At 68.8% G+C, this 15,278-nt stretch carries 8 protein-coding genes; 2 read left to right on the forward strand and 6 right to left on the reverse strand.

Annotated elements, in window-relative coordinates; all coding sequences use genetic code 11:
- The first annotated feature begins 966 nt into the window (after positions 1–966).
- Positions 967–2,178 carry an SseB family protein gene (locus AB0F72_RS12620; protein ID WP_360429575.1) on the forward strand — a complete coding sequence of 404 codons (1,212 nt, stop codon included), beginning with the start codon at positions 967–969 and terminating at the stop codon, positions 2,176–2,178.
- Positions 2,175–2,540, forward strand: coding sequence for a hypothetical protein (locus AB0F72_RS12625; RefSeq protein WP_360429578.1), 366 nt, complete (start codon positions 2,175–2,177; stop codon positions 2,538–2,540). Before AB0F72_RS12620 ends, AB0F72_RS12625 begins: the two co-directional genes overlap by 4 nt.
- A 312-nt stretch (positions 2,541–2,852) precedes the next feature.
- Here AB0F72_RS12625 and AB0F72_RS12630 read toward each other — a convergent pair whose 3' ends face one another.
- The 6 genes from AB0F72_RS12630 to acs form a co-directional block, all read right to left on the reverse strand.
- A complete protein-coding gene (locus AB0F72_RS12630) occupies positions 2,853–3,767 on the reverse strand; it encodes an alpha/beta hydrolase (protein ID WP_360429581.1) in 915 nt (304 codons plus the stop codon).
- A 42-nt stretch (positions 3,768–3,809) separates the two neighbouring features.
- On the reverse strand, positions 3,810–4,220 hold the full coding sequence (locus AB0F72_RS12635) for a hypothetical protein (RefSeq protein WP_360429584.1): 411 nt from the start codon (positions 4,218–4,220) through the stop codon (positions 3,810–3,812).
- Between the two features lie 92 nt (positions 4,221–4,312).
- A complete protein-coding gene (locus AB0F72_RS12640) occupies positions 4,313–4,906 on the reverse strand; it encodes a FixH family protein (protein ID WP_360429587.1) in 594 nt (197 codons plus the stop codon).
- On the reverse strand, positions 4,903–9,507 hold the full coding sequence (locus AB0F72_RS12645; RefSeq protein ID WP_360429590.1) for a hypothetical protein: 4,605 nt from the start codon (positions 9,505–9,507) through the stop codon (positions 4,903–4,905). Before AB0F72_RS12645 ends, AB0F72_RS12640 begins: the two co-directional genes overlap by 4 nt.
- 231 nt (positions 9,508–9,738) lie before the next feature.
- Positions 9,739–13,047: a S8 family serine peptidase gene (locus AB0F72_RS12650; RefSeq protein WP_360429593.1), complete on the reverse strand. Its 3,309-nt coding sequence runs from the start codon at positions 13,045–13,047 to the stop codon at positions 9,739–9,741.
- A 199-nt stretch (positions 13,048–13,246) separates the two neighbouring features.
- Complete coding sequence (acs, locus tag AB0F72_RS12655; RefSeq protein WP_360429596.1) at positions 13,247–15,232, reverse strand: acetate--CoA ligase; 1,986 nt, start codon at positions 15,230–15,232, stop codon at positions 13,247–13,249.
- Positions 15,233–15,278: the final 46 nt, after the last annotated feature.

Below are 15,278 nucleotides of genomic sequence, written 5' to 3' on the forward strand. Positions count from 1 at the left end.
GGCGTGCCGGCTTCGGGTGCTCCGGCCTCGGCGGTTCCGGCTTCCGGTGCTCCTTCCCCGGGCGTTCCGGCTTCGAGCGTGCCCTCCCCGGGTGCGCCGGCTTCGTCGCAGCCTGTCTCCAACGCTCCGGCGTCGGGTGCTCCAGGGTCCGCTCTGCCCCGCCGTCAACCCGGACAATCCGCAGGATCCGGGCAGGGTGGCAGTGCCGCCGCGTTCTCCAGCTTCCCGGGCTTCGCCTCCGCCTCGGCTGCCCCGGCTTCCGCCGTTCCGGCGTCGGCGCCTCCGGCTCCCGCGACGTCATTCCCGCAGGGTCCCGCGTCTCCGCTGGCCGCCGCGGCCCAGGCAGCCGCCTCGGGGCAGCCCGGCCCCGGATCTGCCGGACAGCCCGGCGTCGGTCCCGGTCAGCCCGGCCTTTCCGGTCCGGCCGGTTCTGCTGGGTCGGATGCGCCTGGCAGCCCGCTGCCGCGTCGGCAGGTCACTCCGCCTTCGGAGCGGCCCACGTCGATGGCGGCTGCCGCGCAGGCGCTCGGTGCCGCTCGGCAGCCGGCGGCGGAGCAGGCACAGCCCGGCGCCGACCGCTTCGGCCCGTCCGGACCGCCGCCCTCGATCCAAGGTCCCGCCCAACCGCATCAGGGCACCCCTCACGCGGCCGGCCCGGCTCTCGCTCCGCCGGTGATTCCCGGTGCGCCCGCGGCCCCCGGTTCGGGTTACGGCCAGGGTGTTCCCGGCAGCGCGAGCCCGGTGTCAGCACCGGCCGCCTACACCGGCCAGCAGAGCCCGCAGGCGCCCGCGCCAGCCCCGGCTTCCTACGCGGCACCGTCGGCATCCTCCACGCCCGCTGCGTATGCCGCGCCGTCGGCACCCCCGGCTCCGGCCGCGTATGCCGGGCCTTCGGTGCCCGCTGCCTACGCCGCCCCGGCGGCCCCGGCTCCCTACACCGCGCCGCCTGCGCCGCAGATTCCCGGGATGCCGCCCCAGGGCAGCCCCGCCTCGGCCTATGCCGCGCCCGGCCTCGCCAGGACGCCCGGCCTCGCCAGCGCGCCCGGCCTCGCCAGCGCGCCCGGCCTCGCCAGCGCGCCGGGCCTTGCCAACGCGTACACGACTCAGGTCATCCCGGTCACGCCGGCGAGTTACCCCAACCCGGCCACTTCCGGGCTTGGCGTGGCCGGCTCGGCGACCGGTGGGCAGGCGCCGCCGGAGACCGGCGACGCGGTCGAGTTCGTGCCCGCCAACGATGTGGAGCGCGACCTTCAGGATGCCGCCGACGCGGGTAACACCGACGTCTTCCTCTCCACGCTGCTGCTGGCGAACGTGCTGGTGCCGGTCGCGAGTCACTCCCGGCCGGGAAGTTCGCCGGGCGAGTCGGGCTTCGCGTTCCTGCCCGAGGACGTCGACGGGGAGAAGTTCCTGATCGTCTTCACCAGCAAGGACCGACTTTCCGACCATTTCGGGGAGCCGACCCGTACTGTCGGTGTCCGGTTCTACGAGCTGATCCGCAACTGGCCCGACCCGGCCTGGTCGTTCGCGGTGAACCCGGGCACGCCGGTCGGCGCGAAGTACCCGGGCGCCCAGATCATCGCGCTCGCGAACTGGGCCACGGAGGCGGGACTGGGCGCGGAACCGGCCGAGGGCCCGGTCGCCGACGACGCGGTCAGCCCGGTGCCGGCGCCGGAACCGGCGAGCGACGAGGCTCAGTCCGCGACGGTCATGCAGAAGACGATCGCCGCCGAGCAGGTCGACTACTACCTGGATCGCGGTTACGACCGGGTGGCCGGGTTCGTCCACCGCGCCTCCGAGGTCGAGCACCTGCGGACCCCGGCGGAGCTGTTCGGGGCGCTCGGGCTCTACTACGACGCGTCACCGTTCCAGCCGGACGCCAAGGAGGCGTTCGTGCTGCGCTGGCCGGCGTACCGGCCGAGCCTGTACCGGATCCCCTACGGCGGGCAGAACGAGCAGGCGTTGCGGGCCATGGATGGCTGGGTGATCGAGCGTCCGCCGTTCCGCGGCAACGGGTTCGCGCCCGGTGAGGGCCGGGACGTGATCGCCGAGTTCAAGGTGGACAGTGTCCGGCTGCCGCACGGCGCGCAGCTGTGGCGGATCGACGCGGACGGCAACGAGCGGATGCTGGCGATCTTCGACGCGGACGCACCGCTGTGGCGCCGGGTGGGTGAGCAGTGATGCGTGACGGTTACGTGGTGACCTGGCAGGGCCGGGAGTACGACGCGGCACCCGACGGGGACAAGGTGCGCATCTACGCCACCGACCCGCAGGAGGGCTTCGAGGAGATCAAGCCGGGGCGGTACCTCCGGGTGCTGGAACCGGACGAGTACGACGAGATCTCCTATGTCCGGACGCTCTGCACCTGGCGCGGTGAGCCGTTCATCGTGCTCGCCGAGGCGGACAGCTGGCTGCGCCTGGAGTACACGGGCGGCCGCGCCCCGGTGGCCCGCAGGCTGGGCCTGGAAGAGTTCGACTACGGCGTCTACCAGGGCTGGGCCCCGGCCCACGAGGTCCGCGACCGCTACGAACACAGAGTCTGATTGCTCCGCTTCGCTCGCGCGCAAAACACTGTGCTTGCTGGCTCCGCTTCGCTCGCGCGCAAAACACTGTGCTTGCTGGCTCCGCTTCGCTCGCGCGCAAAACACTGTGCTTGCTGGCTCCGCTTCGCTCCGCGGCAAAACGCCTTAGACCCGGTGAGGAGGCAGGCGATTTCCCGCCACCCGCACACCCCGCGGGCGTCGAGAAATCACTTGCCTCCTCACCGGCGGCGTTTTGCGGGGTGTTCTGTGGCTACGCCCTTACCGGAAGGGAAACGCGTGTGGCCGGTGGCTGGTGCCAGCGGGCTTGGCTAGTCAGCTCGGCGTTTTGAGCCATCTGAGGATTTCGCCCGTGACCACGTCTGGGGCCTCTCGGTGCAGGAAGTGGCCGGTTTCTGGGATGAGGCGCCACTCGTATGGCGCTGTCACGTACCGCCCGGAGCCCTGGGCCGTGCGTGGCAGCACCGCGGTGTCCAGCGCGCCGTGCAGCTGCAGGGTCGGCACGTTCGACGGGCGCTGCATCAGCTTGACGAACCGGTATCCCTGCAGGCGCAGCGAACTGCGCGCGACCCAGCGATAGGCCTCCAGCGCGCAGAACGCGGCCTGCGGGATCTGCATGGCCTGGCGGCACCGGTACGCGTACTCGCCGAACTCGGGAGTGACAGCGAACCGCGGGCTGCTCCACTTGGACATCAGCTCGCCGACCAGGGCCGCGTCGTCCCGGGTCAGCACGTGTTCGAAGCGCGGCACCTGGAAGCGCAGGACGGCCGTGGACGCCGCCATCTGGCCCCGCGGGTCGGCGAACACGGCCGCCCGCAGCCGGAGGGGATGGGCGGCGCCGAGCACGACGAGGCGGTTGACCAGTTTCGGATGGAACGACGCGGCGGCCCAGCCGATCATGCCGCCGGCTCCGGCGCCGACCACGGTGGCGGAGCGCTCACCGAGGGCCCGGATCAGGCCGGTGATGTCGGCGGCGAGCGTGTACCCGTCGTACCCCCGAGGGGGTTTGTCGCTCGCGCCGTAACCGCGCAGATCGATCGCGGCCGCGCGGAAGCCCGCGTCGGCGACCCGGGTCATGATGTCGTGCCAGGCCCACCAGAACTCCGGGAAGCCGTGCAGGAAGAGCACGAGCGGGCCGGTGCCGACCTCGGCGACGTGGAAACGGCTGCCGTTGGCGCCGACGAAGCGATGGCTCCACGGCCCCTCCGCCAGTACGAACGACTCGTCCATGTGGTCAGACTATGCGTCGCTGTCACGAACCCCGGCGGTGACTCACGTGATCGGCTCGGCGGCGGTCATCGCCATCAGGTTGCCCGGCCCGCAGTAGATGCGGACCATCGTGGTCTCCAGCTGCACCTTCACCCGTTCGCTCTGGTTCAGTGCCAGTCCTGCGGTGCTGTAGAGCGCGTACCGCGTACCGTCGTCGGCGGTGAAGCCGTAGCACGGGCCCGTACCCCCGCGGGTGATGATGCCGCTCACCCAGCCGGTCGCCGGGGGCTTGTCGCTCGGCTCGCGGGGAATCTCCGAAAGGTCCGCACTGGGGACCGGGGAAGACGCGGCCGGGGAAGCCGCGGCTGGAGAAGGCGTATTGGGGGAAGGCGCGGCCGGCCCGCTCGCGCAGCCGGCGACGAATGCGCCGGCCGTCACGGCGATGCCGATCCCGAGAGTGGCGTGCATGCGCATGTCGAGTTCCTCCCACTGAAGTCCGTACCGGGTGGGACGGATCCCGGCGGGGAGCGGTTCCCGGGGAGCGACTCCCCGGGAACCGCCCGCTGTCACTTCGGCGTTACGGTACCCACCTCCAACCGCTGGTTGGCGGTGGACGCCATCGGCTGTTTCACCTCGACGATGACGTTGTACTCGCCCGCCATCGGGACGTTCGTGGCGGCCTCGTAGACGCCCGGCTTGCCGGAGATCTCCGCCATCACGATCGGTCCCTGCTTGTGCGCCATCGGCATGGCCACCATGTCGGTGTACGCCACCACCTGTCCCTTGGTGATCGGGTCGTAGCTTCCGGGCGCGCTCACCCTCGCCTCGATCCGCAGTTGCAGGTCACCCAGGTGCTCAGCGGTGATCGAGATGGCGGCCTGCGTGCCCGGCTCGGTGCCGGTCGTGGTGCCGGCCTTGGTCCCGGCCTTGGTGTCGGCCGCCGCGGACTCGGCAGCCGGCGCCTCGGCCCGTGGCCGGGTGAGCAGGAAGCCGGTCACGCCGATGAGCAGCGCGGCGGTCATCCCGATGCAGATGCCGAGGAGCATGCCCTGCCGGAACGGACGCGGTCGCGGCCCGCGGGGCTTGCCCTTCTTCCGGGCGGGCTGGCGGCCGTGCAGCATCTCGTCGGAGAGCCGCCATTTTTCCTTGACCGCGCTCATGACGGCACCGGCTTGTCCGGCAGCGCGATCAGGCCACTCCGCTGGGTGGCGTGCACCCGGAAGATCCCCCATTGGCCGCTGTTGAGATGCCGCTGGAGGGTGCTCGACCGGTAGAGGTAGTCGCCGGCCGCTGCCCTTCGCCCACCGGCGCCGCCGGTGACTGCCGGGTCAAGGACGATTTGGTACGACACCCCGGGGTTGAACTGGCCCTGGTTGGCCGCCAGCTGCGACTGGGCGTCGTTCGGCGCCCGCCGCCACAGATGGTCGTGCAACGCGAAGCTTGTCGACCGCGCGTCACCGACGGCCTGCCCGACGTGGAACACCGTCTTGTCCCCGCCGTACGCCTGGAACGTCGGTGTCGACGGATCCCCGTGCACGTACGAACTGAAGATGTTGGTGATGTTCTGGTCGTTCGCGTATCGGTGGGACCAGGGTTCGTTGGTGTAGTTGACGGAGAAGTCGCCCTGGTCCTCGGCGTCGTCGGCCTCGTTGCCGGGCGTCAGGGACAGGTCGAGGTTGTCCGGCACCGGCTGGTCGTCGGCCGGGTTGCCGTTGGTGTCCTTGCGGAACAGCGCCAGGTCGCTGTTCATCAGGACGATGTTCTCCCGGAAGTCCGGGACCGACGGGTTGGCGATCACCGCGCTGGTCCCGCTGGACAGCGGGGCGCCGGTGGCCGGGTCGAGGTACGTGGACCCGGTCGGCTCGATGATCAGCGCACCGTAGAGCCCGTGTGTGGCGTGGTGCATCGGGTCGGCCATGTCCCGGAGCATCGCCATCCCCGGGGGCGTGTTCAGGAGCCACCGGTAAAGCTTCTGCTCACCCGGTCCGACCGTCCGGTCGTACCCGTTCATGGTTCCGACGTTGACTCCGGACGAGAAGCTGTAGTGCGTGGTCAGCTGCGGCCGGATGGACACCCGGTTGCTCACCTTGAGCGGCTGGAAGCCCGGGACGTTCACCTCGTTCTTCGGTGGCTGGTCGAGGCAGTCCGGATAGCTGAGATGGCTGTTCCGGTAGCCCAGCTGCCCGGGTTCGACCCCCTCGAAGCAGTTCGGCTTCATCTTGGCCGGGTCGAGTTTGTTCTTCAGCGTGACCTCGACACAGTCGCCCTGGTTGGCGCGGATCACGAGTGGCTCGTTCTTGACCGTGTTGTTCAGCCAGTCGGACTCCAGGGCGTACTGCAGGCCGTTGGGGTCGTGGTCCCCGGCCTTGTTGTAGGTGATGTCCCGGTTGATCGCCACGATGCTGAACGATTTGACCGGCGCGCCACCGCAGGGCTGGCCCGGCGGCTGGGTGATCGGCTTGGGTGGGATCGTCGGCTGTTCGTTGATGCAGTTCAGCGCGTTGGCCGTGTTGTCAGGCAGCGGATAGAGGGCGATCTGCGGCGGCGGTGGCGGGTCGTCCGGTCCCGGTGAGATCGCGGCGCCGTAGGTCTGACATCGGAAGATCCGCAGATGTCCCCATGCGCCGAGGAACATGTCGTCGGCGCCGCCGAGGTAGTACAGCTCGTCCCGGTCGATCGGATAGAAGTGGTACCCCTCGGACTGCGATTTCACCTGCATCTCGAAGTATTCGAGGATCCCGATGTGCTGGGCCGAGACGATGTTGGAGCCGTCGTCCTTCGGCTCGTGCTTCCATTTGGCATCGAGGTTGATGCCGTGCGACTCCTCCTGGGACAGCTGGAATATTCGCCACTTCACCCGGTCACCGCGGAATGCCGCTGGTGTCGGTGTGTACGGGAGATTGCCCCACGCCTCGGTGTGCGCGCTGCTCGGCTGGACGGTGAATATCTGCGATGGATCTCGGTCCCGGCGTGCTTCGAACGGTTCCAGCCGGTAGTTGATGCCCATCACGCCGTAGTCGTCGTTGCTGGACGGGAACTTCGCCGGGTAGATCGGCACCCCGTCCTTGGTGACGAACTGGTCGTCGTTGGTGGTGTTCGGGTCCGCGGGTTTGAACATCGGCACGTGGTCCTCGATGAAGAGGGACACGTTGCGGTAGTCGTACCCGTCGGTCTGTGTGCCGTTGTAGTCGGTGGTCGCCGTGCAGTGCACCGCGACGATCGTTCCGATCTTCACTTCCTGGTTGGTCCGCCCGTCCCGGAAGACGCAGCCGGCGTCGTGGATGGTCCCGCCGCCGAACAGGCCGGCGTCCTGATGGACGTTGGCGTAGAAGTGGTCGTGGAACGAGTTGGTGGACGTGTTCTCGTGGACGAAGTTGCGGTACGTGATGGTCTGGCCGTTGCCGTCCGCCGCGCCGTCCGCGCCCTCGTCGTAGTTCCAGCCGTTGGCGGCGCCGTCCGAGGAGAGCACGTCGAACTGCACCATGTGCTGGTGCAGGCCCACCTCGTTGGTGGTCTGCAGCCTGTCGAACGTGGTGCCGCCGTACTCCAGTGGCAGCCGGTTCGTCAGCTTGTAGATCACGCAGTCGCCCACGTTGAGCAGCGGTGAGAACGGCTCTGGCTTCTTACCGGCCAGCACCGCTTCCCGTTCCGAGTTGAGCACATATATTCGTGATTGTGGGTTCGTCCACTTCACCGTCGGGTTGTAGACCTGACTGAGCTGGATGGCCGATATCTCGAATTCCTTCACCGGGCGGCCGGCCGGGCATGGGTTCTGGAAGAACCCGCCCGGCACCTGCGCTCCGGGATCCGCCGCGGCCTGCTCCTTCGCGGTGGGCGGGAACGCGCCGGTCGTGGTGCGGCTGGAGACGCCGAGCGGCGGCTTCGGCGCCTTGAACCCGAACTTGCCGGGTACGAAGTGCGGGAATCCGATCTTGGTGGCGTCCGGCACCGGTGGCTTGTCGAGCGTGGTGCCGCCGGTCGGCTGGTAGTCGAAGTCGGCAAGCGGTTCCAGCTTCGGAATCGGTGTGCCGTCCGGGTTCTTGCGGGTGCCGTCCTCGAGCTTGTCGAAGGTCCGGTTCAGCCCCCACATGCCGGTGGCGAAGTGCGGGTAGAGGTGGCAGTGGAAGATGATGTCGCCGAACGTCCCCTGCTTGTTCTTGTGCGCCGATCCGGCCCCGCCCTGCACGACGAGGTCGTAGTGCGCGCCCGGGGAGACCGACTGCACGTCCAGGATGTTCGTCGTCCGGGTGATGTGGTTGGGGCTGCTGATCGCGTCCAGGCCACCCTCGTCCAGCGGGTCGTACGCCCAGCGGTTCACGTGCCAGTGGAACGTGTGCGTCTCGTACTCCGCGGCGTGCATGAGGCGTACCTGAGTCGGCTCACCGCGGTAGTTCGGGAAGATCAGGTCACCGCCGCCCGGGTCGCCGTAGGCCCAGGACGACAGCGAGGTCTCCTCGCCGACGCACTCGTTGGCCTGATAGCCCTGGCCGGACACGGTGGCCGAGGGGCAACCGAGCTCCTCCCGGTTGAAGGTCGGCTCGGAGCGGTAGTTGAACGCGAACCACTCCAGCTTGACCGGAATCTGCTCGTGGTACTGCAGGATGGCGTCGGCGTCACCGCCGCCGAGTCCCGGGAGGGTGCCCTCGGTCAGCACCGCGAGCTGTGCCGCCGTGGGTTCCACGCACTCGTCGTCGGCGTCCTCGTCACCGTCACCGCCGTTGCGGCAGTACCGGGTCAGGATGCCCGGCTCGGCCTCCACCTCGTCGTGCATGAAGAGCACGTTCTCGCGGAAGTCCTTGTTGTTCGGCCGCTTGATGATCGCCCGGGTGCCGGACGCCAGCGGCCCGCCGGTCCGCGAGTCGACCCAGGTCGCGTCGCTCGGCTCGACCACGATCGCGCCGAACGCGCCGAAGCTCTGCGAGCCGATGTACTGCTTCGCGCTGTTCGGCTGGGTCTGCACCGACGTGAAGTCGGCGCCGTCCTTGAACTGGAACTCCCCTTCGGCCTGCGCGTGCAGCAGGTAGGTGATCGCCGCTCCGGGGGCGGCGGTGGAGTCCGGGTTGTTGCCGACGGCCGTACCGTCGCCGGTTTTGACGTCGTAGTCCAGGCCCTCGAAGTGCATCGAGGCGTTCGGGGCCTTCGCCGGATCAAAATCAATCTTGGGTACGGTCAACGCGGGGGCGAACTCGCGTGCACCCAGGGTCGACGAGCCGGGCGCCTTCTTGATCTCGCCCGGGAGGGTGTAGATCGCCGAGTCCCGGACCGTGCGGTCGAGCTGTGGCGGCGCCTCGTTCAGGCGGTTGGTGAACTTGATCGAGACACAGTCGCCCTTGTTGGCGCGGATCGTGAGCGGCTCGATCAGGTCCTCGAGATTCGCCTTGGACGGGTCGGCGGCGTACTTGAAGTTCTGCCGGACCGTCGCGATGTTCGCGTCGAGGACGTACATCCGCCCTTCCGGGACGACGTCACCGAACCGGTTGAGGAAGATCGGCAGGTTGATCAGCGAGACGTCGAACGTCCGGTTCGGCGCTCCGGCGACGCACGGGTTGACCGGTGTCCCGGCCTTCGGCGGCACTGTCGCCGCGGCGGTCGCCTGACTCACCATCCAGATCGCGCCGCCGACCAGGCCCATCCACAGGCCGGCTCCGACAGTGAGTGCGACGCGGACCGGGCCGTTCGGTCGTCGTCTCGCGCTGAGCAGCACGTACGCGGCGAACGTGGTAATCAGTAGTAGGGGTATGAGATCGATGGGTGTTGACACTCCACCTCCTGACGCAGGGACGCGAGGCCCGCGCAGAGGTGATCAACAGTGCGTGGCCCCGTTCCACAGCAACTGACGATCAAAAACTAATTCACCGATCTACATGTGTCTATCTAGATCCCAGAAAAGAGGCCCACCGGGGTCAACCCGGCGGGCCTCTTCGCTGAACCGTGCTTGTTGCCTGAGCGGTGCTTGCTACCTGAGCCGCGCTTGCGACCTGAGCCGCGCTTGTTACTCGGTGACCGCCGTGATGGCGACCGAGCCGCGGCCGACGACCGCGCCCTCGTCCGTCACGACCGACATCTCACCGAACATCGTGCGCCCGGCCGGCGGCACCGAAGCCGCCGTGACCGAACCGGTGACCGTCGCGCTCTTGCCGTTGGCGAGCGAGAACGGGCTGTCCTGAGTGGTCACGCCACCCAGTGCCGGGCTGTAGTAGACGTCCAGGTAGTCGTACGCCGTGGAGCCGCTCGGCACCGCGTAGCCGTCCACCAGGACCGTGTAGGTGCCGGCTGCCGGGTTGGCGACCGAGATCGCCTCCTCCGAGTCACCGTCGGCCTGCTGCTTCACGACCTGACCGGCCGCGTTGTAGAGCACCAGGTCCAGGTCGGCGGCGGCGTCGCTGGTGTTGCCGATCGACACGTTGAGCCGCTCGACGCCGGACGGCACCACGACCGTGTACCTCTGCTGCGCGTGGTTGGCGATCGTCGGCCGCGCCGTGAAGCCGCTGCCGAGCGGGCCGCCCTGGGCGGTGAGGTTGAGCGGGCCGAAGTTGTTCGTGACCGTCCAGGTCAGCGGGACGGCCACACCGGCCTTGACGCTCGGAAGCGTCACGGCGGCCGGGTCGATCGTGATCCCCTGGATCTTCGCGGTCAGCTTGTGCGGGTTGTTCAGCGACGGCGACGTCCGCCGGGACTCGACCTCGAGCTCCCAGATGCCCGGGATCGGGTTCTCGTAGGCCCGCTCCTGCGGCTTGCAGGCGTTCGCGTCGGAGAAGTTGGTGTAGCAGGCGGTGCTGGCGGTCGACTCGACCGGAACGCCCCACGGGTTGATCGCGATCCAGCGCGTCTGCGAACCGGTCGCGATGCCCGACAGGTTCACCTGCAGCGCGGTGGCGCCCTCCGGCACGACGACGAAGTACGACGTGGTGGAGTTGCGGTCCACCGAGCCGGCGAAGGTCTCGGTGTACCCGGGCTTCTTGGTCGTGACGGCGGTGACCACCGTGTTGAGCACCTCGAAGTCGATCACCGGGGTGCGCGGGTCGTCGACCTTCAGGATCGCGCTGCTCACACCCTCGCCGGGACGGACCTTGACCTTGACGCTGACGGTCTTCTTCAGCGGCAGGTCCACCGAACCGGCCGAGGAGAACACCTTGCGGTCGCCGATCCAGCTGAGGTTGTGCTTGACGGTCTTGTTCGGGCCGCTGGTACGGGTCAGCTTGACCGTGACGGTCTTCTCCTTGCCGACCGTGTAGCCACCGTCGCCGGCGGCACAGCGGTTGTAGATGCCCTTACCCGTGTTCGCGGTCGCCAGCTGCTCGGAGAGCGGCGTGCAGACCGGGGCCGACGAGGTGTAGGTCCGGGTCTCCGACTCCTTGGTGAGCAGCTTCCAGGCGGCCGGGACGTCCATCTGGCCGTAACCCTGGGCGTGCACCTTCTCGCCCGGGATCAGGTCCGCGGTGCTGTAGAGCGCCCGGCGCAGACCGGCCGGCGTGACGCCGAGGTCGTTCTGCTTCGCCGCCGAGAGCAGCAGCGCGACGCCACCGGTCGTCTGCGGCGCCGACATCGAGGTGCCGTTCTGCATCGAGTAACCGGGCGGCAGGGTGTAGCCGACGGTGTCGAGACCGGCTATCGGCTCCCAGGTCGGAACCGTGGAGATGGCCGAGCCGGGTGCCGCGAGGTTCGGCTTGAAGCCGCCGTCCTCACGCGGGCCGCGCGACGAGAACGTGAACAGCTGCAGGTCGCGGCGGGTGACCGAGCCGTAGTTGGCGAGCCAGGTCTCCTTGCTGATGCTGGCCGCCGAGCTGATCACGTCGGTCGCCACCGACGGGTCGCCGATCGTGTTGGTGCCCGGGCCGGAGTTGCCGGCCGAGATGACGATCTGCACGCCGTACGTGTCGATCAGGTCGTCGTAGAGCACGGCACGGGCGTTGTTGCCGTCGTTGAGGCCGGGCAGGCCGCCGATCGACACGTTGACCACGTCGACGCCCCGGTTGATCACCAGGTCGGACATGCCGGTGGTCAGCGACGCCGCGGTGCAGCCGCCGCCCCACGAGCAGGACCGGGCCGAGACGATCTTCGCGCCGGGCGCCTGTCCGTCCAGGTCCTTGTTGCCGAACAGGTCGTTCCCGGCGGCGATGCCCGCCACGTGCGAGCCGTGCATGCCCTCGACGATGCCGATGTTGACGAAGTCGGCCCTCGCCGGGAGCGTGGGGTCCTCCAACGGCTCGAGCGAGACGTCCTCGCGGAACTCGACCACGAACGGCATCCGCTCGGCGATGGCGGTCGCCGGGTTGTCGGTGCCGAAGTAGCCGACGTCGTACTTCTCCTTGTACGGCCGCATCACGGCGTCGTCGGTGAAGTCGAGGTTCTGGTTCACGTCGACCCGGATGTCGTGGCTCACCGGGTCGTAAAGGACGCCCCAGCGGTCGGTGGTGTCGCCGTCCCGGTTCACGTCGCCGCCGGGCTCGGAAGCGGCCGTGATGCTCTCCGAGAAGCGGTTGATCGTCCAGGTGCCCGCCGGAGCGGTCCAGGTGGATCCGCCGTACGAGAAGGTCGGGCCGGTCACCGTGGTGAGCATGGCCCGCCAGGTCCCGTCGCTCTCGACGACCGGGTCGGTCGCCGTGACCCAGTCGACGATCTTGCGCTCGCCGGTGGTGGTCTTCTGCAGCGCCGGGTGGGCCAGGTCCACACCGGAGTCCATGATGCCGATGGTCACGCCGCGGCCGTCGTACTTCGGGTTCTTCTTCTTGAAGTCGACCGAACCCGTCTCGCCGGTGGGCATGTACGGGTTGTCGGCGGGCGTGGTGGCGCCCGGACCGGACGGCGTGGCGGCCTGCTTGGCAGCGCCCTTGCTCGCCGGCAGGTCCGTCTCGGGCAGCTTGATCGTCTCGTCCAGGTCGACAGCCGCGACGCCGGGCAGGTTCGCCGTGTTCAGCACCTTGGCGGTCGGGACGGTGGCGAGGATGTACCCGATCTGGTCGAAGCGGCGGTTGACGCTGCCCCCGAGCTTCTCGATCCGGGCAGCGACGTCGCCGGACTTGCCCTTGTCGGCCGCGATGATGACGGTGACCTGCGGCTTGTTCTGGGCTTCCGCGTCGGCCAGAAGGTCAGCGTCGTGCGCGCCCAGCGTGTCCGCCGGTGAGTCCTTGGGGGTGGCCGGCTCCTGCTGCGCAGCGGGGGAAGATGCGGCGGGAACCGTGCCCGTGCCCGGTTCCGCCGAAGCGGGAAGGGGGCTGCTCAACGTCGTCACGCCGGCGGCAACACCGAGCGCGATGACAGAGGTGACGGTTCGCCGGCCCCAGGTGATTTGTTGTGTCACGTACGGGTCCTCCGGAGGGAACAAGCGCCCGAGGGGTGATCGGGCGAATCTCCTGGATCCTGCGATCGATCCGGATGAAAGTCACTAAGATCGATGACGTTGTGACCTGGCCGTGACCTTGCTACATCGGACGGTTTTCGGGCAGGAAAAAAGCCGGTGACGTCCAGTGCGTCACCGGCCTTTTTCTGGCCTCAGAGGGTCAGTCTTCGGACTTGCCGGTCGTCATCCCGGACGAGATCATGTCCATCACCGTCGAGTCCTGAAGCGTCGTCACGTCACCGAGCGACCGGTTCTCCGCGACGTCGCGCAGCAGGCGCCGCATGATCTTGCCGGAGCGGGTCTTCGGCAGCTCGGCGACGAGCATGATCTGACGCGGCTTGGCGATCGGGCCGAGCGTCTTCGCCACGTGGTTGCGCAGCTCCTTGATCAGGTCCTCGCCGGCCGCGCCCTCGGTCTCCACGCTGCCGCGCGGGATGGCGAACGCGACGATCGCCTGGCCGGTGGTCGGGTCGGTCGCGCCGACCACGGCGGCCTCGGCCACCGACGGGTGCGAGACGAGCGCCGACTCCACCTCGGTGGTGGAGATGTTGTGGCCGGAGATCAGCATGACGTCGTCCACCCGGCCGAGCAGCCAGAGCGCGCCGTCATCGTCCTTCTTGGCGCCGTCGCCGGCGAAGTAGATCCATTCGTCGCCCTGTCCGGCGCCGGCCCCGAAGCGCGACCAGTACGTGTCCAGGAACCGCTGGTCGTCACCCCAGATCGTGCGCAGCATCGACGGCCACGGCTCACGCAGCACCAGGAAGCCGCCGCCACCGTTCGGCACCGACTGCGCCTGATCGTCGACCACGTCGGCGCCGATGCCGGGCAGCGGGGTCATCGCGGACCCCGGCTTCGCGGCCGTCACGCCGGGCAGCGGCGAGATCATGATCGCGCCGGTCTCGGTCTGCCACCAGGTGTCGACGATCGGGGTGCGCTCCCGGCCGACGTGCTCCCGGTACCACATCCAGGCCTCGGGGTTGATCGGCTCGCCCACGCTGCCGAGGACCCGCAGCGACGACAGGTCGTACTTCGCGGGGATGTCGTCGCCCCACTTCATCATCGTGCGGATCAGCGTCGGAGCGGTGTAGAGGATGGACACCTTGTACTTGTCGACGATCTGCCAGAACCGGCCGCGGTCCGGGGTGTCCGGCGTGCCCTCGTACATGACCTGGGTCGCGCCGTTGGAGAGCGGACCGTACACGATGTACGAATGGCCGGTGACCCAGCCGATGTCGGCCGTGCACCAGTAGACGTCGGTCTCCGGCTTCAGGTCGAAGACCGCATGGTGCGTGTACGAGGTCTGCGTCAGGTACCCGCCCGTGGTGTGCAGGATGCCCTTCGGCTTACCGGTGGTGCCGGACGTGTAGAGGATGAAGAGCGGGTGCTCGGAGTCGAACGGCTGCGCCTCGTGCGAGGTGCCGGCCTGCTCGACCGTCTCGTGCCACCACTTGTCCTTGTCGGTCCAGGCGACGTCCTGGCCGGTGCGGCGGACCACCAGCACGTGCTCGATGCTGTCGGTACGCGACACCGCCTCGTCCACGGTCGGCTTGAGCGCCGACGGCTTGCCCCGCCGGTAACCGCCGTCCGCGGTGATCACGACCTTGGCGGCGGCGTCCTGGATCCGGGTGGAGAGGGCGTCCACCGAGAAGCCGCCGAAGACCACGCTGTGCGTCGCGCCGATCCGGGCGCAGGCGAGCATCGCCACCGCGGCCTCCGGGATCATCGGCAGGTAGATCATGACGCGGTCGCCCGCCGTGACGCCGAGATCGGTCAGCGTGTTCGCCGCCTGCGAGACCAGCTTCAGCAGCTCGGCGTAGGTGACGGTCCGGCTGTCGCCGGGCTCGCCCTCCCAGTGGATGGCGACCTTGTCGCCGTTGCCGGCCTCGACGTGCCGGTCCACGCAGTTGTACGCGATGTTCAGCTCGCCGCCGACGAACCACTTGGCGAACGGCGGGTTGGACCAGTCCAGCACCTGGTCCCACTTCTTGGCCCAGGTGAGACGCTCCGCCTGGCGCTCCCAGTAGGCCAGCCGGTCGGCGTTCGCCTGCTCGTACGCCTCGGCCTTGACGTTCGCGTCCGCCGCGAGTTCAGCGGGCGGCGGGAACTTCCGCGTCTCCGAGGACAAGTTCTCCAGGGTCTCGCTCATGAGGGCGGCTCCTCTGCCTGGCCGGGTCTCTTCGTTGCACACTAGT

This window comes from Actinoplanes sp. NPDC023936, from assembly GCF_040639325.1.
Taxonomy (GTDB): Bacteria; Actinomycetota; Actinomycetes; order Mycobacteriales; family Micromonosporaceae; genus Actinoplanes.

Coding starts and splice junctions, on each gene's coding strand:
- AB0F72_RS12630 (WP_360429581.1), bottom strand. CDS start 3,767: ATGGACGAGTCGTTCGTACTGGCGGAGGGGCCGTGGAGCCATCGCTTC.
- AB0F72_RS12640 (WP_360429587.1), bottom strand. CDS start 4,906: ATGAGCGCGGTCAAGGAAAAATGGCGGCTCTCCGACGAGATGCTGCAC.
- acs (WP_360429596.1), bottom strand. CDS start 15,232: ATGAGCGAGACCCTGGAGAACTTGTCCTCGGAGACGCGGAAGTTCCCG.
- AB0F72_RS12620 (WP_360429575.1), top strand. CDS start 967: ATGCCGCCCCAGGGCAGCCCCGCCTCGGCCTATGCCGCGCCCGGCCTC.
- AB0F72_RS12635 (WP_360429584.1), bottom strand. CDS start 4,220: ATGCGCATGCACGCCACTCTCGGGATCGGCATCGCCGTGACGGCCGGC.